Genomic DNA, 20,433 nt, shown 5'->3' on the forward strand with positions numbered 1-20,433 from the left:
GTTCGGCGCGGGCGCCGCCCGGCTGCGCCGCCGGCTGCCGCTGTTCATGCTGCTCGGCGCGGGGGTGTGCGTACTGGCCCAGACGAAGGCGTTCGGCGGCGGCGAGGCCACCAGCTTCCTCATCGCCAAGGGCCACTACGCCGAGGCCGCCCAGGTCGACTTCTACCGCACCTTCGGTTTCGTCCCGCTGATCGCGACCACCGCGCTCGCCTCCGGCGCGTACGGCGTCGCCGGCTTCACCCTCGTCTACCCGGTCGGCTACCTGGCGCCGAACCCGTACCTCGCGGCCGTCGCCGGAGCCCTGCTGTTCGCCGCCGAGGTGCTGGCCCTGTCCGCCGTCGGCCGGGCGCTGGGCCGGCTGCCCAGCGTGCGCGACTGCTCCGAGCACCTGCGGGCCGCCATCGGCGACGCGCTGGGACTGGCCGTGCTGTTCGGATCGCTGATGGCGGCGAACGCGATGGGCGGGGGCCTGGGCATCCTCGTCTGCGGCGGGCTGTACCTGCTCAACGAGGCCATGGGCCGACCGGTGGTGCGCACCGCCGCCGCGCCCGCCGCCGTGGTCGCCGGCGGTCTCCTCCTCAACGGCCTGTACTGGCTGGGTCTGTTCACCCCCGCCACGGCGGCCGCCTCATGACCGCCGTGCACACGGTCCTCGGCCCCCTCGCCCCCTGGCTCGCGCGCCGGGGCCCGGTCCTCGCCCACGAGCACCTGGTCCTGGACCTGAGCCGCCCCGACGACCGCGCGGCCGTCCTGGACACCGACCGGGACGCCCCCGCCGTCGTACGGGAGTTGACCTCGCTGCGCGAGGAGTTCTCCCTGGCCCTGGTGATCGAGCTGACCTGCCGGGGCATGGGCCGCGACATCGCCGCGCTCGCCCGGATCTCCCGGGCCAGCGGGGTCCCGGTGGTCGCCGCCACCGGGTGGTACCACCAGGGCTTCCACCCGCCCGAGGTGGCCGGCGCCGGCGTCGAGCAGCTCACCGGCACGCTCGTGCGGGAGATCACCGAGGGCGCCGACGGCACCGGGATCCGCCCCGGTGTCATCGGCGAGATCGGCACCGGCGGCGCGCAACCCACCGAGGCCGAGGCCCGCGTGCTGCGGGCCGCCGCCGGGGCGGCCCTCGCCACCGGACTGTCGGTGGTCACCCACGCCCGCCGCGGCCAGGGCGGCCGGGCCCAGCTCGACCTGCTGACCGGCGCGGGGCTGCCCCCGTACCGGGTCTGCCTGGGCCACCAGGACCTGCTGGACGACCCCGCCGCCCACCGCGCGCTCGCCGCCGAGGGCGCCTACGTGGCCTTCGACACCATCGGCAAGGCCCGCTACCGGCCCGACGCGGACCGGCTGCGGCTGCTGCTGGCCCTGCTGGAGGCCGGCCACGCCCACCGGGTGCTGCTGAGCGGGGACGTCTCCCGGCGGGCGTACCTCCAGGCGGCCGGCGGGCCCGGCTACGGCCACCTGCTGCGCGGCTTCCTCGACCAGGTCCGGGCGGCCGGCGTCGACGAGCCGCTGATCGACCTGATGACTCGGCGCAACCCGCTGCGCTTCCTCACCGGCACGGAGGCCGAGGCATGACGGGCGACCCGCAGGCCCTGCCGCAGACGTTCCCGCTGCCGACGGTCGCTCTCGACGACGCCGTCGCCCGCCAGTTCCGCCTGCTGGAGTGCACGGCCGCGCACTTCGAGGGCCCCCAGCTCTTCGAGGCCGACGCGGGCTGCGTGCCGGGCCTGGGGCGCTCGCGCACCACCGCCCGGGTCGAGGCCGTGCTCTCCGCGTTCCTCGGCGCCGAGGACGCCGCCCTGGTGCAGGGCGCCGGCACCGGGGCGATCCGGGCGGCCCTCGGTGCCGCCGTCTCCCCCGGCGAGCCGCTGCTGGTCCACCGGGCGCCGGTGTACCCCACCACGGCCGTCACCTTCCGCGCCCTCGGGCTGCGGTGCGTCGAGGCCGACTTCAACGACCCCGGCGCCCTGGAACGGGCGCTGGCCGGCGGGCGGTTCCGGTTCGCCTACGTGCAGCACACCCGCCAGCGCCTCGGGGACTCCTACGACCTCGGCGAGGTGCTGGCCGCCTGCCGGCGGGCCGGGGTGCGCACGCTCGTCGACGACAACTACGCCGTGCTGCGGGTCCCGGCCTGCGGGGTGGAACGCGGCGCCGACGCCTGCTGCTTCTCCCTGTTCAAGCTGCACGGCCCGGAGGGCGTCGGCGTGGTCGCCGGCGCCCGCGACCTGGTGGCGCGGGTCCGCGCCGACAACTACTCCGGCGGCGGCCAGGTCCAGGGCCAGCAGGCCCTGGACGCCCTGCGCTCCCTCACCCACGTCCCGGTGATGTGGGCCCTGCAGTCCCGGGTCGGCGCGGAGGTCGCCGCCCGGCTCACCGCCGGGGAGGTCCCCGGGGTCGCCGAGGTGCGCCTGGCCAACGTCCAGGACCGGTGTGTGCTCGTCCGGCTGGAGCGGCCCGTCGCCCGGGAGCTGCCGGCGGTGGCCGCGCGGTTCGGGGCCGCGTCGTACCCGGTGGGTTCGGCCTCCCGGTACGAGATCGCCCCGCTCTTCCACCGGCTCTCCGCCTCCTGCCTGGCCGACTCCCCCGGGCTCGCCGACCGGACGGTGCGGATCAACCCCATGCGGGCCGGCGCCGACCTGGTCCTGGGGATCCTCCGCCGGTCCCTGGCCGAGCTGGGCTGACCGGCCGTGTTCCTCGACACCGTGCTCGCCCGCAACCCGGCGCTGGTGGACGCCGCCGCGGCCCTGCACCGGTCGGGCGCCGTACCGCCGGACACGTACGTGCTGGACCTGGACACCGTCGAGGAGAACGCGCGGCTGCTGGCCGCCGGGGCCGGCCGGCTGGGGCTCGCGCTGTGGTGTGTCACCAAGCAGTTCGGCCGCAACCCCGCGCTGATCCGGGCCGTGGCCCGGCACCTGCCGGACTTCGCCGCGATCGACGCCCGCGAGGCCGAGGCCGTGCACGCCGCCGGGGGCCGCTGCGCCCACCTCGGGCACCTGGTGCAGGTCCCGCGCCGGCAACTGCCCGCGCTGCTGGCCCGCCGGCCCGACGCGGTGACCGTCTTCGACGCCGACAACGCCCGGCACGTCTCGGCGGCCGCCGTCGCCCTGGGACGCGTCCAGGACGTGCTGGTGCGGATCGAGCCGGCCGCCGGGACCGGCTATCCGGGGCAGGAAGGCGGGGTGCCGCCCGAGCGGCTGGAGGAGTTCGCCGCGCTCGTGGAGCGGCTGCCGGGGGTACGGATCGCGGGCGTCACCGCCTTCCCGTGCGTGACCTGCGACGACGCGACCGGGACGCCGGCCGCCACCGCGAACCTGGCCCGGGCCGCCGGGGCCCGCGCGGCGCTGCGCGCCCGCGGCCACGGCCCGCTGCTGCTGAGCGCGCCCGGCGCCACCTCGCTGGCGGTGCTGCCGCTGCTCGCCGCCCACGGGGCGACCCACGGCGAGCCCGGGCACGCCCTGACCGGCACCACCCCGCTGCACGCCACCGGCCCGCCGCAGCCCGAACGGCCCGCCTCGGTGTACGTCACCGAGGTCGCGCACACCCTCGCCGACGGCCGGCCCGCCCTCCACGGCGGCGGCTTCTACCCGCGCGCCGGGGTCCGGCGGGCGCTGCTGGCGCGCACCGGGACCCTGCTCGCGGTGGAACGGGCCCCGGCGCAGTACATCGACTACTACCGGCTGCTGGCCGCCCCGCCCGCGCGGACCCGGGTCCGGGCCGGGGACACCGCCGTGCTGGCCTTCCGCACCCAGGTCTTCGTCACCCGCAGCCGGGTCGCGGTGGTGTCGGGCGTCGCGGCCGGCGCGCCCCGGCTGCTGGGCCTCTACGACGCCCTGGGCCGCGGCGTGTGAGCCGCGGCCGGCACTACTTCATGAACTTCTTGAACTCGTCGGGCAGCTCGAACTCCTGGCTGCCCTGGCCCGCGGGCAGCCCGAACGGGCTGCCGGCCGCGCCCGGCTCGACGCCCTGCTGCGCCTGCTCGCGGCGGGCGGCCGCGGCCGCCTCCTCCGCCTTGCGCTTCATCGGGTTGCCGCTCTTGCGCTTGCCCTTGGCCTGCTTGATCTGCTTCTTCTGACGGCCGGGGCCACCGCCCATGCCCGGGATGCCGGGCATGCCCGGCATGCCCCCGCCCTGGGCCATGCGGGACATCATCTTGCGGGCTTCGAAGAACCGCTCGACCAGGTTCTTCACGGCGCTGACCTCGACACCGGAGCCCTTGGCGATACGGGCGCGGCGGGAGCCGTTGATGATCGTCGGGTCCTGGCGCTCGGCCGGGGTCATCGACTTGATGATGGCGGCCGTACGGTCGACGTCCCGCTCGTCGATGTTGTTGATCTGCTCCTTGATCTGCCCCATGCCGGGCAGCATGCCGAGCAGCTTGGAGATGGAGCCCATCTTGCGGACCTGCTCCATCTGGGCCAGGAAGTCGTCGAGCGTGAACTCCTTGGGGCCCTTGGCGAGCTTGGCCGCCATCTTCTCGGCCTCGGCCTGCGAGAAGGTCTTCTCGGCCTGCTCGATGAGGGTGAGCATGTCACCCATGTCGAGGATCCGGCCCGCCATGCGGTCCGGGTGGAAGGCGTCGAAGTCCTCCAGCTTCTCGCCGTTCGAGGCGAACATGATCTGCTTGCCGGTGACGTGCGCGATGGAGAGCGCGGCACCACCGCGGGCGTCGCCGTCGAGCTTGGAGAGCACGACACCGTCGAAGCCGACGCCGTCGCGGAAGGCCTCGGCGGTGTTGACCGCGTCCTGGCCGATCATGGCGTCGACGACGAAGAGGACCTCGTCGGGGCTGACCGCGTCCCGGATGTCCGCGGCCTGCTGCATCAGTTCGGTGTCGATACCGAGGCGGCCGGCGGTGTCCACGATCACGATGTCGTGCATCTTGGTGCGGGCGTACTCGATGGAGTCCTTGGCGACCTGGACCGGGTCGCCGACGCCGTTGCCCGGCTGGGGGCCGTAGAAGCCGACACCGGCGCGCTCGGCGACGATGCTCAGCTGGTTGACCGCGTTGGGGCGCTGGAGGTCGCACGCGACGAGCAGCGGGGTGTGTCCCTGGCCCTTGAGCCACAGGCCGAGCTTTCCGGCGAGGGTGGTCTTACCGGCACCCTGCAGACCCGCCAGCATGATCACGGTCGGCGGGGTCTTGGCGAAGCGCAGCCGGCGGGTCTCGCCACCGAGGATCCCGACCAGCTCGTCGTTGACGATCTTGAGGACCTGCTGCGAGGGGTTCAGCGCCTTGGAGACCTCGGCCCCCATCGCCCGTTCCTTGACGTTCTTGATGAACGCGCGGACGACCGGGAGGGCGACGTCGGCCTCGAGGAGGGCGATACGGATCTCCCGAGCGGCCGCGTCGATGTCCTGCTCGGACAGGCGGCCCTTGCCGCGGAGGCTCTTGAACGTCGAGGCGAGGCGGTCGGAAAGCGTATCGAACACGATGGTCGCGATTCCTCAGGTCGGGGGCGGTGGTCGCCCTCCAGAGTATCCGGCCCCGCACACCGGTAGGTCCCGGCCGTGGGTCCCGCCCCCCGGACGGGGCCCACGGGCGGCTCAGCGCAGCGCCGACTCCACCGCCGCGGCCAGGCCGGTGGCCTCGTGCGGGGCCAGGGGTTTGCCCTCGACGGTGGTGACGTAGAGGGAGTCGACGGCATTGGCGCCGAGCGTGGAGACGTGGGCGCTGCGCACCCGCACGCCCGCGTCCTCCAGGGCCCGCCCGATGCGGTGCAGCAGCCCCACCGCGTCGGGGGCGCGGACCTCCAGGACCGTGGCCAGCGAGGAGACGTCGGGCACCACGGTCACCCGGGGCGGCGGGGGCACCACCCCGCGCCGGCGCGGGTACGCCGCCTCGCGGTCGGCGAGCTTCGCCGGGACGTCCAAGGAGCCGTCCAGCGCCCGGACCAGGTCCGCGCGCAGCCGGGCGGCCTGCGGCAGGGAGCCGTACGCGGCCGCCACCCGCCAGCGCAGCACGAGGACCTCGCCCAGCCGGTCGGGCAGCTCCAGCGAGCGCAGGTCCGCCGCGCGGACGGTGAGCCGGTGCAGGGCCAGGACGCCGGCCGCGGCGGGCAGCACCCCGGGCTGGTCGGGGACGGCCACGACCAGCTCGACGCCGACGGCGTCCTCCTCGTGCCGCGCGTGCAGGCCGAGCACCGGCTCACCGGTGCGCAGGGCCTCCACCGCCATGCGCTCCTCCTCGGTCCCCGGACCGGGCGGCGCCGCCGACGCGACGGCCGCACCGCCCAGTACGGCCGCCACCCGGGCGACGAGGTCCGCGACCAGCGAGCCGCGCCACGCGGACCAGGCCGCCGGCCCGGTGGCCCGGGCGTCCGCCTCGGTCAGCGCGTGCAGCAGCTCCAGGGTGACCGGCGAGCCCACCGCGTCGGCCACCGCCCGCACGGTGGCCGGGTCGTCGAGGTCGCGCCGGGTGGCGGTCTCGATCAGCAGCAGGTGGTGGCGGACCAGGGTGGCGAGGACGGCGACGTCGGCCGCCTCGAACCCCAGCCGTACGGCGATGCCGCGGGCGACGCCCTCGCCGGCCTCGGCGTGGTCGCCGGGCAGGCCCTTGCCGATGTCGTGCAGCAGGGCGGCCATCAGCAGCAGGTCGGGCCGGCTCACCCGGCGGGTCAGCGCGGACGCGCGTACCGCGGTCTCCACCAGGTGCCGGTCCACCGTCCAGGTGTGGACGGGGTTGCGCTGGGGGCGGCAGCGCACCCGCTCCCACTCCGGCAGCAGCCGGCTGATCAGGCCCTCCGCCTCCAGCGCCTCCCACACGTCCACGGTGGGCTCGCCCGCCCCCAGCAGGGTCAGCAGTTGCTCGCGCGCCTCGGCCGGCCACGGCACGGGCAGCCCCCGGCCCTGCGCGGCGAGCCGGCGTACGGCGTGCGGGGAGACCGGCAGCCCGGCCTGGGCGGCGGCCGCGGCCAGCCGCAGCGGCAGCGCGGGGTCCCGGTCGGGGCGGGCGGCCAGCGCCAGCACCGCCTCGCCGTCCTGTTCCACGACGCCCTCGGCGAGCGGGGCCCGCTCCACCGCCGGCGCGCCGCGGCCGCCCAGCAGACCGCGCAGCCGGGGCCGGGCGGCGCGGGCCCGCAGCACCCGGCCGACCTCGCGCCAGGTGACGTCACCGGCGTACGCGACCACGCCCGCGGCCTCGTACACCTCCCGCAGCAGGGCGTCCGCGCCGTCAAGGCCCAGCTGGGCGGCGACGGCGTCGTGCTCCTGCAGGCTCAGCCGGTCCGAGGCGCGGCCGGTGACCAGATGGAGGGCGTCCCGGGCGTCGAGGAGCCGGCGGCGGGCCCGGTCCAGGCCGGCGCGCGGGGCGTCGGCCACCCACGAGGCGGCCACGGCCCGCAGGGCGGTGACGTCGCGCAGGCCGCCGCGGGCCTCCTTGAGGTCGGGTTCCAGCAGGAAGCGCAGTTCCCCGCAGCGCTCGGCCCGCTCCCTGCACATGGCGTGCAGTTCGGGCAGGCGGGCGGCGGCCTGGTTGCGCCAGTCGGCGAGGACGGAGGTGCGCAGGCCCGCGAGGAGCCCGAGGTCGCCGGCGACCGGCCGGGCGTCGAGCAGCCCCAGGTGGACCTTGAGGTCCTCGGCGGCGGTGCGGCGGGCCTCGGCGGGGGTGCGTACGGAGTGGTCGAGGGACAGCCCGAGGTCCCACACCGGGTACCACAGGCGGTCGGCGAGGGCGGCGAGCGCCTTGGGGTCGGCCTTGCCGTCGTGCAGGAGCAGCAGGTCCAGATCGCTGCGCGGGGAGAGTTCGGCGCGCCCGTAGCCGCCGACGGCGACCAGGGCGGCGCCGCGCACCCCGGCCTGGGCCGCGGCCGCGGCGAACAGCGCGGTCAGCCAGTCGTCGGTCAGGCGGGCCAGTCCGGAACGCCGGTCGGGCCCGGACCGCGGCTCCTGCTGGAGGAGCCGCAGCCGGGCTGCGGCGTATCCGCCGGTCCCCGGGTCGGCCGGGTCCGTCCGGTCGGACGGACCCGGCCTCGTGTGCTCGACGCTCGTCACCCAGGGCTCCCGTCCGCCTAGAGCGCGTCCGCGCCGCGCTCGCCGGTGCGGACCCGGACGACCGAGTCCACGGGGACGCTCCACACCTTGCCGTCACCGATCTTGCCGGTGCGGGCGGCGGAGACGACGACGTCCATGACGTCCTCGGCCGCGTCGTCCTCGACGACGACCTCGATGCGGATCTTGGGCACCAGGTCCACGGTGTACTCGGCGCCCCGGTAGACCTCGGTGTGCCCGCGCTGGCGGCCGTAGCCGCTGGCCTCGGAGACCGTCAGGCCCTGGACCCCGAAGGTCTGCAGCGCCTCCTTGATCTCGTCCAGGCGGTGCGGCTTGACGATCGCGGTGATGAGCTTCATGCGTCCACCTTCTTGCTGGCAGCGGCGACGGGGGCGAGTACGGCGGTGCCGCGCGGGGAGGCTCCGCCGCCGGCGCCGCTGAAGTCGTAGGCGGTCTCGGCGTGCTCGACCTGGTCGATGCCGGAGACCTCGTCGTCCTCGGAGACCCGCATGCCGATGGTCCTGTCCAGGACGAAGGCGAGCAGCGCCGACGCCACCAGAGAGTAGGCCAGGACCGAGAAGACCCCGATCGCCTGCTTGCCGAGCTGCTCCAGGCCGCCGCCGTAGAAGAGGCCCTTGGCCTCGGACTGGACGCCGCCGGTGGCGAAGAGGCCGACGAGGAGGGAGCCGAGGATGCCGCCGACGAGGTGGACGCCGACCACGTCGAGGGAGTCGTCGTAGCCGAACTTGTACTTCAGCCCCACCGCCATGGCGCAGGCCAGGCCCGCGACGGCGCCGATGGCGATCGCGCCGAGCGGCGAGCAGGAGCCGCCGGAGGGGGTGATGGCGACGAGGCCGGCGACCGCGCCGGAGGCGGCGCCGAGGGTGGTGAAGGAGCCGTGGCGCAGCTTCTCGTAGGCGAGCCAGGCGAGCATGGCGGCGGCGGTGGCGACCTGGGTGTTGACGAACATCACGGCGCCGATGCCGTCGTCGTTGCCGAGCCAGGAGCCGGCGTTGAAGCCGAACCAGCCGAACCAGAGCAGACCGGCGCCGAGCATGACCAGCGGGAGGCTGTGCGGGCGCATCGGGTCCTTCTTGAAGCCGACGCGCTTGCCGATGACGAGGATCACGCCGAGGGCGGCGGCGCCGGCGTTGATGTGGACCGCGGTGCCGCCGGCGAAGTCGATGACGCCCATCTCGAAGAGCCAGCCGCCGGCGCCCCAGACCCAGTGGGCGACGGGGAAGTACACGAGCGTGGCCCACAGCGCGACGAACAGGGCCCAGGCGGTGAACTTGACGCGGTCCGCGAGGGCGCCGCTGATCAGGGCCGGGGTGATGATCGCGAACATCAGCTGGAAGACGGCGAAGACGTAGACGGGGATGGTGTAGCCGTCCCACAGCTCGGTCAGGCCGATCCCGCTGAGGCCGACGTAGTCGGAGGACCAGCCGATCAGGGAGCCGGAGTCGGTGCCGAAGGCGAGGCTGAAGCCGTAGAGGACCCACAGGATCGTGACGATCCCGAGGCTGATGAAGCTCATCATGAGCATGTTGAGGCTGCTCTTGACGCGGACCATGCCCCCGTAGAAGAAGGCGAGTCCCGGGGTCATCAGCATGACCAGGGCGGAGCAGATGAGCATGAACCCGGTGTTCGCGGCAGACAGCTCCGGGGCGTCTGCGGCAAGGGTCGTGATGGCTGATGCCATCGGCGTCTCCTCGTCGTCGTACGTTCGCGTGCGGGCGACCGTGTGGGACCTTGAGCGGCGACTGGCCCTGGGGCTGGCCGGTTATGGGCCATGAGATTTCCCGAGGCCGGTTTCCGGCGGTGCCGCTCGATGTTTCGCGACGGTGACGAAGAGGTCGTGGCTGTTACGTGCCGGTGAACGGACCGGCGGGCGGTACGGCCGGCCGCGGCAGCGCCCGGGAGACCTGGCATGGGGGAGCCTGATCGGGCTTCACGGGGCGGCTGCCGCGGCCGGGGTCCTAGACGGCCTCCGCGGACTCGGGGAGGCGGGCGGCGAGGTGGTCGGTGAGCCGGACCACCTCGGCGACGTCGCCGTACTCACGCGCGGCGGCGTCGACGGTCTTGCGGAGCCGGGTGTTCACCCGTTCGGACCGGACCTTTTGCGCCACGTCGAGGGCGCGGTCGATGAGGACCGTCGCCTGTTCGGGCTCGCGCTGGAGCAGGTGGACGGTGGCCATGCCGACGAGGTTGAGCGCGTAGCTGCGCTGGTGCTCCTGGTCCTTCTCGAACAGCTCGACGGCGCGCTCCATGACCGGCTCGGCGAGGGAGGCGTAGGTGGGGCTGCGGCCGGCGACGTAGGCGAGGTCGCGGTAGGAGTGGGAGTTCTCGCCGTTGAGCTCGGCCTCGGAGAAGAACCGGATCCAGTCCGGCTCCGGATCGGCGTCGAAGCCGACGTCGGCGAAGGTGTCCTCGGCCATCCGGACGGCCCGCTTGCAGCGGCTGGGCTGGCCCATGTTGGCGTAGGCGCGGGCCTCCATCGCATACAGCATGGCCTGGGTGCGGGGGCCGGCGCAGTCGCGGCTGCCGTACTGGGCGAGGTGGATGAGCTCCAGGGCGTCCTCGGGGCGGCCGAGGTGGATCATCTGGCGGCTCATGTTGGAGAGGATGTACGAGCCGAGCGGCTTGTCCCCGGCCTCCTTCGCGGCGTGCAGGGCGAGGACGAAGTACTTCTGCGCGGTGGGGTGCAGGCCGATGTCGTAGCTCATCCAGCCGGCCAGCTCGGCGAGTTCGGCGGCGACCTTGAACAGCCGCTTCATGACGGGGGCCGGGTGGTTCTCCTGGAGCAGGTCGGTGACCTCGTGGAGCTGTCCGACGACGGCCTTGCGGCGCAGTCCGCCGCCGCACTGGGCGTCCCACTGGCGGAACATGACCGTGGTGGCCTCCAGCAGGTCCAGCTCCGGTTCGGACAGCCGCGGCGGGCGCCCGGCGGCGGCCGCCGGCCCGCTGCCGTCACGCGGTCCGGGGTCGGCGGCCGGCACCGGCACGAGCCAGCGCTGCATCGGCTCGATGAGGGCGGGGCCGGCGGACAGCGCGAGCGAGGTCCCGAGGAACCCGCGGCGGGCGAGCATCAGGTCGCTGCGTGAGAACTCGCTGAGCAGGGCCACGGTCTGCGGGCCCGCCCAGGGCAGGTCCACGCCGGAGACCGAGGGGGTCTGGTGGGCGGTGCGCAGGCCGAGCTGCTCGATGGCGACGACGGCGCCGAAGCGTTCGGAGAACAGCTCGGACAGGATCCGCGGCACCGGCTCGCGCGGCTGCTCGCCGTCCAGCCAGCGGCGCACCCGGGAGGTGTCGGTGCTGATGTGGTGCGCGCCCATCTGCCGGGCCCGCCGGTTCACCTGGCGCGCGAGTTCGCCCTTGGACCAGCCGCTGCGCACGAACCACGAGGTGAGCTGCTCGTTCGGTCGCGGACCGTCCGGGCCGTCGCCCCGCACGGCGGTGTCGGCGGATTCCATGTCCGGTCCGCTTGCGCCGTTGCCGCTCACTGGAACGCCCCCATCCCGGAACACTTCCTTTGCCTCCGGCATACCCACGGATGCGGAAGCTATCGGGTTTCGTGCAACTGAAAGTAATCCTACGATCACCCCTTCGGCGAGGCCGTTTCCGGAATCGCCACCATTCGCCACCCCTTCGGATGAACGCGCCACCGGGCAACCGCGATTCACTTGACACAGGACGGCCAGCAGTTGGCGGACCGGTGTACGGCGGGGAGTGCGCGGCGAGGAGTGCGCCGGGCGGACCCACCGGTTCCGGGGCGGATTCCGGTCCGGATTCCGCCTCGTAACCACCGGCGCGTCCGACCCGTTGGAGGGGGCATGGGCATGGGCTTCACGATCGGCGGCAGCATCGGCGGCCGGAGCACCAAGGAGTTCCGTTCCGCCGCCCGGCGGCGCGGCAACCGGATGTCGGAGTGCACGGCGGTGGCGGAGTACACCGGCCTGTGGGGCTGGGACGTGGTGCCCGGCGCCCGGGCCGCCGCGCCGGCCCGGGAGTGCTCCTGCGGGGACGCGCAGTGCGCGGCGCCGGGCGCGCATCCGCTGGCCTTCGAGGCGACGGTGCCCGCGGGCGCCACGCTGGACGAGGTGACGGCGGCCTGGTCGCAGTTCCCGGGAGCCGCCGTGCTGCTGCCGGTGGGCCGGTCCTTCGACGTCATCGAGGTCTCCGCGGAGGCGGGCCGGCGGGCGCTGGTCCGGCTGGAGCGGATGGGCCTGCCGCTGGGCCCGGTGATCGCGACCCCCGACGGCCGGGCCCAGTTCTTCGTGGCCCCGGGCGCGGCGGCGCAGCTGCCGCAGCTGCTGTACCGGATGGGCTGGGACGACGCCGACCTGGACCTGCACGCCCGGGGCGCGGGCTCGTTCCTGACCGCGCCGCCGTCGGACCTGGCGGGCCTGGGCCCGGTCAGCTGGCTGCGGCCGCCGGCGCTGGACTCGGCCCGCCCGCCGCAGGCCCGGCTGCTGCTGGGCACGCTGGCCTACATCTGCCACCGCTTCGACCGCTAGGCGTCCCCTCCGGCCGGGCGCCGGCGTACGGCGAGGGGCCCGGGGTTCGGTGCGAACCCCGGGCCCCTCGTCGTACGGGTGCCGGTCGGTGGCCGGTCAGTCGCCGATCAGGGCGTCGACGAACGCCGCCGGCTCGAAGGGGGCGAGGTCGTCCGGGCCCTCGCCGAGGCCGACCAGCTTGACCGGGACGCCCAGCTCGCGCTGGACCGCGATCACGATGCCGCCCTTGGCGGTGCCGTCGAGCTTGGTGAGCACGATGCCGGTGATGTCCACGACCTCGGCGAAGACGCGGGCCTGCATCAGACCGTTCTGCCCGGTCGTGGCGTCGAGGACGAGCAGGATCTCGTCCAGCGGGCCGTGCTTCTCCACGACGCGCTTGACCTTGCCGAGCTCGTCCATCAGGCCGGTCTTGGTGTGCAGGCGGCCGGCGGTGTCGATGAGGACGACGTCCGCGCCCTCGGCGATGCCCTCCTTGACCGCGTCGAACGCGATGGAGGCGGGGTCGCCGCCCTCGGGGCCGCGCACGGTGCGCGCGCCGACCCGCTCGCCCCAGGTCTGGAGCTGGTCGGCGGCGGCGGCGCGGAAGGTGTCGGCGGCGCCCAGGACCACGCTGCGGCCGTCGGCCACCAGGACGCGGGCGAGCTTGCCCGTGGTGGTGGTCTTGCCGGTGCCGTTGACGCCGACGACCATCACCACACCGGGGGTGTCGGTGCCGGACTCCGTCTTGACGGCCCGCTCGTAGTCCGTGCCGACGAGGGCCAGAAGCTCCTCGCGCAGCAGGCCGCGCAGTTCCTCGGGGGTGCGGGTGCCGAGCACCTTGACGCGCTCGCGCAGCCGGTCGACAAGCTCCTGGGTCGGCTTGACGCCGACGTCGGCGGTCAGGAGGGTCTCCTCGATCTCCTCCCAGGTGTCCTCGTCGAGGTGCTCGCGGGAGAGCAGCGTGAGCAGACCCTTGCCGAGCGAGTTCTGCGAGCGGGCGAGGCGGGCGCGCAGCCGGACCAGGCGGCCCGCGGTGGGCGCGGGCACCTCGATCTCGGGGGCGGCCGGAGCCTCCGGTTCCACCACGACGGGGGCCTCGGGGGCCGCGGCCTCCGCCTCCGGGAGCACGACCTCCTCGATGGTCCGGCGCGGTTCTTCGACCGTCGGAGCGGCGTCCTCCCCCACCTGCGGTTCGGCGGGCGGGGCAGTGATGGTCGGCGTGCTCGGCGGCGCGGGCGGCAGCTGCTTCTTCTTGCGGCTGCTGACCACGAGACCGCTGATGGCACCGACCGCGACCAGGGCGATGACTACAGCAAGGATGAGGAATTCCATAACCCAGCCAGTATGCGCGACCTCGCGGTCCGTGCCTCGTATCTGCTGGTCGAGGGGTCGGGCCCCGGCGCCGACGGGTGATCCACCGGGCCCTTCGACCCTGTTTGTGTCTTTCTCGGCACATCTACGATGATGGGCAACTCCCCTCATTCCCCGCACCACGGAGTACCCATGCCTGCCGAGCCCGACGGCGCGATAGAGACCCGCGGCCTGGAGCCCGTCCCCGACGACGAGCGCACCGGCCGCGTCCGGGAGCTGGTCCCGACCTGGGTGGCCGCCAACATCAGCGTGCTGCTGCTCACCATGGGCGCCGGGCTGGTGATCTTCAACAAGCTCAACCTGTGGCAGGTGCTCGTGGTGGCCGTCGCCGCGCCCGTGCTCTCGTACGGGCTCGTCGGCCTGATCTCGATCGCCGGCAAGCGCGGCGGCGCCCCGGGCATGGCGCTGTCGCGCGCCGTCTTCGGGCAGCGGGGCAACCTCTTCCCCGGCACGCTGATCTGGATCGCCCGGTGGGGCTGGGAGACCATCAACGCGGTCAGCGGCGCCTACGCGGTCCTGACCGTGCTGGACCTGCTGTTCGGCGTCAGGAGCAACACCGCGCTGATCGTGGTGACGCTGCTGCTCTTCGTCGGCTGCACCTTCGTCGTCTCGGGCCTGGGCATCAACGCCCTGCGGGTCTGCTCGACCTGGTCGACGTACCTGTTCGGCGCGTTCAGCGTGCTGGTGCTCGGCTATCTGGTGGTGACCACCGACTGGTCGGCGGTCTTCGGCAAGCCGGCCGGTTCCACCGCGATGATGATCGCCGGTATCGGCACCATCGCCGCCGGCGGCATCAGCTGGGTGCCGTCCGGCCCCGACTTCACGCGCTACCTGCCGCGGACCGCCTCGGCCCGGGGCATGGTGGGCGCCACGGTCGGCGGGGCCGCGGTCGTGGTGATCCCGCTGGTGCTGATGGGCGCGGTGATGGCGGTCGGCACCCCCGACCTGGCCTCGGCTCAGGACCCGGTGTCCTTCATCGGCGAGCTGCTGCCGACCTGGCTGGCGGTGCCGTACCTGCTGATCGCGCTCGTCGGCATGCTGCTGATCAACTCGATGTCGATGTACTCGGCCGGGTTCACCGCGCAGACGCTGGGCATCCGGGTGCCGCGCGCCTGGGCCGTCAGTGTGAACGCCGCGATCAGCCTCGTCTTCGGGTTCCTGCTGATGGTGGTGGCCACCAGCTTCTTCGGGTCGTTCATCTCCTTCCTGACGCTGCTGGCGGTGGCCTTCTCCGCGTGGATCGGCGTGTTCGGCGTGGACATGCTGCGCCGCACGGCGTACGACGGCCGGGCCCTGCTGGACACCGGCCGCACCAGCGCGTACTGGTACCGGGGCGGGTACGCCTGGCAGGCGATGACCGCGTGGGGCCTGGCGCTGGTGGTGGGGCTGCTGTTCACCAAGGTGGACTGGTTCGCCGGCCCGCTGGCCTCGACCTGGATCGGCCGCAACGGGCTGGGCTGGGCGGCCGGCATCGTGACCTCGGCCGTGCTGTACGCCGTCCTGCCGCGGGCGGCGGCCGCGGCGCCGGCCGGGGGCGGCGCGCCGGAGGCCGCCGGGTCGGCGGACGGGCGCGAGCCCGCCGGATCCCTGTCCAACTGACGCCGCGTCAGCTAAGGTCCCCCTCCGCCACCCACACCCGGCGGAGGGGGACTTCTCCATGCCCATCACCGTGGCCCGGTTCAACCTCGTCGACCCGCACGGCACCCCCGAGACCCTCGCCGCCCGCCACCGGGCCGCGCTGGAGATGGCGGTGTACGCCGACCAGCACGGCATCGACACCGTCCAGACCGAGGAGCACCACGGCACGGACAACAACTGGCTGCCCTCGCCGTTCGTCTTCGCCGGAGCCGTCCTGGGCGCGACCCGGCGCATCGCCGTCACCGTCTCGGCCGTCATCGGCCCGCTGTACGACCCGTTGCGGATGGCCGAGGACATCGCGGTGCTGGACCTGCTGGGCGGCGGCCGGCTGGTGACGGTCGCGGGCATCGGCTACCGCCCCGAGGAGTACGAGCAGCACGGCGTCGAGTGGGGGCGGCGCGGCCGGCTCCAGGACGAGCTGCTGGAGACGCTGCTGAAGGCCTGGACCGGGGAGCCGTTCGCGTTCCGCGGGCGGACCGTCCGGGTGACGCCGGTGCCGTTCACCCGGCCGCATCCGCTGCTGCTGGTGGGCGGCAGCTCCCGGGCGGCGGCCCGCCGGGCGGCCCGGCTGGGGCTGCCGTTCTTCCCGAGCGCGCACCTGCCGGAGCTCCAGGCGTACTACGAGGAGCAGCTCGCGGAGCACGGGACGGAGGGCTTCTGCATGATGCCGGCGGCCGAGACGCCGCTGCTGCACATCGCGCAGGACCCGGACCGGGTGTGGGCCGAGCACGGGGAGTGCTTCCTGCACGAGGCGGCGACGTACGCGTCCTGGCAGTCCAAGGACATCCGCTCGGCCGTGCGGTCGGGCGCGCGGACGGTGGCGGAGCTGCGCGCGGAGGGCGTGTACCGGGTGCTCACCCCGCAGGAGGCGGTGGCGTACGCGCGCGGCGCGGGCGAGGCGGGCAACCTCGTGCTGCACCCGCTGTGCGGCGGGATGCCGGTGGAGGAGGGCTGGCGCAGCCTGCGCCTGCTGTGCGAACAGGTGCTGCCCCGGCTCGGTCGGTGAACCGGGGCAGCACCTGCTTCGAGGAGAGGGGTGAGGCGGGGGAGGATTACCCCATCTCCTCCAGCGCCTTGCCCTTGGTCTCCGGCACCCACTTGAGGATGAACGGGATCGAGAGCACGGCGAAGACGGTGTAGATCACGTAGGCGCCCGACAGGTTCCAGTCGGACAGGCTCGGGAAGCTGACCGTGATCAGCCAGTTGGCGACCCACTGGGCCGCGGCGGCGACGCCGAGGGCCGCGGCCCGGATGCGGTTGGGGAACATCTCGCCCAGCAGCACCCAGACGACCACGCCCCACGAGAGGGCGAAGAAGAGCACGAAGGCGTGGGCGGCGAGCAGGGCGACGGTGCCCTGGGTGTCGGGCATGGTGATGTCGTCGCCGGTGCCGGTCTTGTACGAGAACGCCCAGGCGGCCAGGCCCAGCGAGATCGCCATGCCGACGGAACCGATGAGCGCCAGCGGCTTGCGGCCGATCCGGTCCACGAAGATCATCGCGATCACGGTGCCGATGATGTTGATGATCGAGGTGGTGAAGGAGTACAGGAACGAGCTGCTCGGGTCGATGCCGACGGACTGCCACAGCGAGGAGCTGTAGTAGAAGATCACGTTGATGCCGACGAGCTGCTGGAAGACCGACAGGCCGATGCCGACCCAGACGATGGGCAGCAGGCCGAACCGGCCGCCGAGCAGGTCCTTGAAGGTGGACTTGTGCTCGGAGTGCATGGCGAGCTCGATCTCGGCGACCCGGGCGTCCAGGTCCACCCCGGAGCCCTCGACCTCGGAGAGCACGGTACGGGCCTGCTCGTGGCGGCCGACGGAGATCAGGAAGCGCGGGGACTCGGGGATCACGAAGGACAGCAGGCCGTAGAGGGCGGCCGGGACCACCATCACGCCGAGCATCCACTGCCAGGCCTCCAGGCCGCCGACGACGCCGCGCTGCTCGCCGTCGGCGAGGTTCAGGATGCCCCAGTTGACCAGCTGGGAGACGGCGATGCCCACGACGATCGCGGCCTGCTGGAAGGAGGCGAGCCGGCCGCGGTAGGCGGCCGGGGAGACCTCGGCGATGTAGGCGGGGCCGATGACGGAGGCCATGCCGATCGCGAACCCGCCGACGACGCGCCACACGGCCAGGTCCCACAGGGCGAACGGCATCGCGGAGCCGAGGGCACTGGCGACGAAGAGCACGGAGGCGATCTGCATGCAGCGGATGCGGCCGATGCGGTCGGCGATCCGGCCGGCCGTGGCGGCGCCGAGGGCGCAGCCGATCAGGGCGGCGGCGATCACCTGGGCGAGGGCCTCGGAGCCGATGTCGAAGCGTTCCCGGATGGCGACGACGGCGCCGTTGATGACGGAACTGTCGTAGCCGAAGAGGAAGCCGCCCATGGCCGCGGCCGCGGTGATGAAGACGACGTGACCGAGGTGGTCGGGGTGGGATGCGGGTCCGCCGCTGGGCGACGACTTCGCTGTGCTGGTCAAGGTCTGCTCCGTGGGGGTTCGTCCGTCCTCCCAGTGGCGCACAGGTCATGATCGGGCACCACCCGAGGCCGGGGGACAGCGGAGCGAGCCTATGTGTTCATTTCCTGAAGTCAAGAGGTGGCTGGAACTTATCGAGTGACTTATTTCCTTCACTTCTTGAAGAGAGCAGCTCGCAAGGGTCCCGCCTCGGCCTCATCGGAGGCGCTGACCGACGACCTTGGAGACGCCGTCGCCCTGCATGGAGACGCCGTACAGGGCGTCGGCGACCTCCATCGTGCGCTTCTGGTGGGTGATGACGATCAGCTGCGAGGCCTCCTGGAGCTCCTGCATGATCCGGATCAGCCGCTGCAGGTTGGTGTCGTCCAGCGCGGCCTCGACCTCGTCCATCACGTAGAAGGGGCTCGGCCGGGCCTTGAAGATGGAGACCAGCAGGGCCACGGCCGTCAGCGAGCGCTCGCCGCCGGAGAGCAGGGACAGCCGCTTGACCTTCTTGCCCGGCGGGCGGGCCTCGACGTCCACGCCGGTGGTGAGCATGTTGTCGGGATCGGTCAGGACCAGCCGGCCCTCGCCGCCGGGGAACAGCCGGGAGAACACCCCTTCGAACTCACGGGCCGTGTCCCGGTACGCCTCGGTGAACACCTGCTCGACGCGCTGGTCGACCTCCTTCACGACCTGAAGGAGGTCGGCCCGGGTCCTGCGGAGGTCCTCCAACTGCTCGCTGAGGAACTTGTGCCGTTCCTCCAGGGCCGCGAACTCCTCCAGGGCCAGCGGATTCACCTTGCCGAGCTGCTGGTAGGCGCGTTCGGCGGCCTTCAGCCGCTTCTCCTGCTGCGCGCGGACGAACGGGCCCGGGCGGTTGCGGGGATGGTCGGGGTCCTCGGGCAGTTCCTCGCCCTCGGCGGGCGGGGACGGCGGGACCGGCTGGTCGGGGCCGTACTCGGCGACCAGGCCGGCCGGTTCGATGCCGAGCTCCTCCAGGGCGCGGGTCTCCAGGGCCTCGATGCGCAGGCGCTTCTCCGCGCCGAGGACCTCGCCGCGGTGGACCGAGTCGGTCAGCTTGTCCAGCTCGCCCTTGAGGTCCCGGGCGCGGGTGCGGGCCTGGCCGAGGGCCAGCTCACGGCGGCCCTTGGCCGCCTCCGCGGCGGCCTTCTCCTCCTCGGCGCGGCGCACCGAGACCTCGATGTGCGCCAGCAGCTGCCGGGCACCGGCGGCCACGGCCCCGGCGACCTCGGCCTCGTGGCGCAGCCGGGCGCGGCGGCGTTCGGCCCGGGCGCGGGCCTCGCGTTCGGCGCGGGCGCCGCGGTCGAGGGCGTCGGCGCGGCCGGCCAGGCCCTTGACGCGCTCCTCGTGGGTGCGCAGCTGGAGTCGGGCCTCCATCTCGGTCTGCCGGGCGTTGGCGCCGTCGGCGGCCAGGCGGTCGCGGACGGAGCCGTCCGGCTCCTCCTCGACCGGCAGCTCCTCGGCGGCCGCGAGGCGCTCGGCGCACTCCTCGACCTCGGCCAGCGCCTGGTCCAGGGCCTCCTGCGCCTTGGCCGCCGCGGCGGCGGAGCGTTCCGCCTCGCCGGCGGCGCCCTTGGCCTGGCCGGCGAGGCGGCCGAGCTGCTGGGCGACCCCGGCCCGGGCCTTCTCGCCCGCGCGGAGCCGTTCGGCCAGTTCCTCCACCTGGGTGACGCAGGCGCGCCGCCGGGCCTCGGCGGCGGTGCGTACGTCGCCCAGCTCGGCGCACCGCAGGTCGAGCTCGGCCAGCTCCCGGGCGGCCTCGTCCACGGCGGCCTGCACCTCCAGCAGGCTGGGCGCCCCGGCGGAGCCGCCGTGCGCGAACCGCGCCCCGAGGACGTCCCCGTCGGCGGTCACCGCCACGAGGTCGCTCCGCTCGGCCACCACCGCCTCGGCCTCCTCCAGCGTCCCCACGACGACGAAGTCCCGCAGCACCCGGCGCAGCGCGGCCAGCACCCCGCCCTCGGCCCGCACCAACTCCACCGCGGTCACCGCCCCCCGCACGGCCACACCCCCCGCAGCCGCTGCCGGCGCCCCCGCGGGGGCCGGGCCGGGGCCGGGGCCGGGCAGGGGCCCGGGGGCTGCCGGTGCGGGGCCGGAGGTCGGCGAGGCGGGGGCCGGCGCCTGCGACGTCTGGCCCGGCACCGCCGGAGCAGCCGGGGTACGGGCCGGTGGCTCCGGGGCCTGGCCCTGCCCCGGGAGCGGCGGCGGGGGCGGGGCGGGATCGCCCGTGATGAGGAAGGCGGCACGGCCGGCGTCGGTGGTGCGCAGGTGGCGGATGGCGGACGTGGCCGCGGCGGGGGTGCTGACGGCCAAGGCGTCGGCGGCGGCGCCGAGGGCCGCGGCCAGCGGGACCTCGTAGCCGGGGGTGACGGTCAGCCGCTCGGCGGCCGGGCCGAGGATGCCGGACAGGCGCTCGGCGGCGGCCAGCACCGCCCCGGTCCCGTCCTTGCGCCGCAGCCCCG

The 20,433-nt window shown here is 74.2% G+C and carries 15 protein-coding genes; 7 read left to right on the forward strand and 8 right to left on the reverse strand.

What is annotated here, in order from left to right:
- The 4 genes from LG632_RS22385 to LG632_RS22400 all read left to right on the forward strand — a co-directional run.
- Nucleotides 1-634: YhfT family protein (locus LG632_RS22385; RefSeq protein ID WP_308108926.1), on the forward strand; the 634-nt coding region annotated here is incomplete at its 5' end.
- Nucleotides 631-1,572: a phosphotriesterase family protein gene (locus tag LG632_RS22390; RefSeq protein ID WP_226729215.1), complete on the forward strand. Its 942-nt coding sequence runs from the start codon at nucleotides 631-633 to the stop codon at nucleotides 1,570-1,572. The genes LG632_RS22385 and LG632_RS22390, both read left to right, overlap by 4 nt.
- Entirely contained in the window at nucleotides 1,569-2,678 is a 1,110-nt protein-coding gene (locus tag LG632_RS22395) for an aminotransferase class V-fold PLP-dependent enzyme (RefSeq protein ID WP_226729216.1), read from the forward strand. Before LG632_RS22390 ends, LG632_RS22395 begins: the two co-directional genes overlap by 4 nt.
- Before the next feature lie 6 nt (nucleotides 2,679-2,684).
- Complete coding sequence (locus LG632_RS22400; protein WP_226729217.1) at nucleotides 2,685-3,848, forward strand: alanine racemase; 1,164 nt, start codon at nucleotides 2,685-2,687, stop codon at nucleotides 3,846-3,848.
- Nucleotides 3,849-3,861: 13 nt separating this feature from the next.
- On the opposite strand, the gene ffh is transcribed toward LG632_RS22400, so the two are convergent.
- The 5 genes from ffh to nsdA form a co-directional block, all read right to left on the reverse strand.
- Nucleotides 3,862-5,430 carry a signal recognition particle protein gene (gene ffh, locus LG632_RS22405; RefSeq protein WP_226729218.1) on the reverse strand — a complete coding sequence of 523 codons (1,569 nt, stop codon included), beginning with the start codon at nucleotides 5,428-5,430 and terminating at the stop codon, nucleotides 3,862-3,864.
- A gap of 114 nt (nucleotides 5,431-5,544) precedes the next feature.
- Complete coding sequence (locus LG632_RS22410) at nucleotides 5,545-7,989, reverse strand: [protein-PII] uridylyltransferase (protein ID WP_226729219.1); 2,445 nt, start codon at nucleotides 7,987-7,989, stop codon at nucleotides 5,545-5,547.
- Nucleotides 7,990-8,006: 17 nt separating this feature from the next.
- A complete protein-coding gene (locus LG632_RS22415) occupies nucleotides 8,007-8,345 on the reverse strand; it encodes a P-II family nitrogen regulator (RefSeq protein WP_226729220.1) in 339 nt (112 codons plus the stop codon).
- Nucleotides 8,342-9,688, reverse strand: a complete 1,347-nt coding sequence (locus LG632_RS22420) for an ammonium transporter (protein WP_226729221.1) — start codon at nucleotides 9,686-9,688, stop codon at nucleotides 8,342-8,344. The genes LG632_RS22415 and LG632_RS22420 overlap by 4 nt, the downstream gene beginning before the upstream one ends.
- Before the next feature lie 277 nt (nucleotides 9,689-9,965).
- Nucleotides 9,966-11,489, reverse strand: a complete 1,524-nt coding sequence (gene nsdA / locus LG632_RS22425; protein WP_374203543.1) for a transcriptional repressor NsdA — start codon at nucleotides 11,487-11,489, stop codon at nucleotides 9,966-9,968.
- A 336-nt stretch (nucleotides 11,490-11,825) separates the two neighbouring features.
- Here nsdA and LG632_RS22430 point away from each other — a divergent pair, with 336 nt between their 5' ends.
- Entirely contained in the window at nucleotides 11,826-12,503 is a 678-nt protein-coding gene (locus LG632_RS22430; RefSeq protein WP_226729223.1) for a bifunctional DNA primase/polymerase, read from the forward strand.
- A 96-nt stretch (nucleotides 12,504-12,599) separates the two neighbouring features.
- Here the strand turns inward: LG632_RS22430 and ftsY are convergent, their stop codons facing one another.
- A complete protein-coding gene (gene ftsY / locus LG632_RS22435) occupies nucleotides 12,600-13,814 on the reverse strand; it encodes a signal recognition particle-docking protein FtsY (RefSeq protein ID WP_226729224.1) in 1,215 nt (404 codons plus the stop codon).
- Nucleotides 13,815-13,985: 171 nt separating this feature from the next.
- Between ftsY and LG632_RS22440 the strand changes: the two genes are divergently transcribed.
- Nucleotides 13,986-15,452 (forward strand): cytosine permease, encoded by a 1,467-nt coding sequence (locus tag LG632_RS22440; RefSeq protein ID WP_226729225.1) that lies wholly within the window; start codon nucleotides 13,986-13,988, stop codon nucleotides 15,450-15,452.
- 58 nt (nucleotides 15,453-15,510) lie between these two features.
- Nucleotides 15,511-16,497, forward strand: a complete 987-nt coding sequence (locus tag LG632_RS22445; protein WP_226729226.1) for an LLM class flavin-dependent oxidoreductase — start codon at nucleotides 15,511-15,513, stop codon at nucleotides 16,495-16,497.
- 46 nt (nucleotides 16,498-16,543) lie between these two features.
- Here the strand turns inward: LG632_RS22445 and LG632_RS22450 are convergent, their stop codons facing one another.
- Together LG632_RS22450 and LG632_RS22455 are read right to left on the reverse strand one after the other, a co-directional pair.
- Nucleotides 16,544-17,971, reverse strand: a complete 1,428-nt coding sequence (locus LG632_RS22450) for a sugar porter family MFS transporter (protein ID WP_226729227.1) — start codon at nucleotides 17,969-17,971, stop codon at nucleotides 16,544-16,546.
- A 192-nt stretch (nucleotides 17,972-18,163) separates the two neighbouring features.
- Nucleotides 18,164-20,433, reverse strand: a 2,270-nt coding sequence (locus LG632_RS22455; protein WP_226729228.1) for an SMC hinge domain-related protein, incomplete at its 5' end; no start/stop codon positions are given.

The organism is Streptomyces antimicrobicus (assembly GCF_020532625.1).
Classification (GTDB): Bacteria; Actinomycetota; Actinomycetes; order Streptomycetales; family Streptomycetaceae; genus Streptomyces; species Streptomyces antimicrobicus.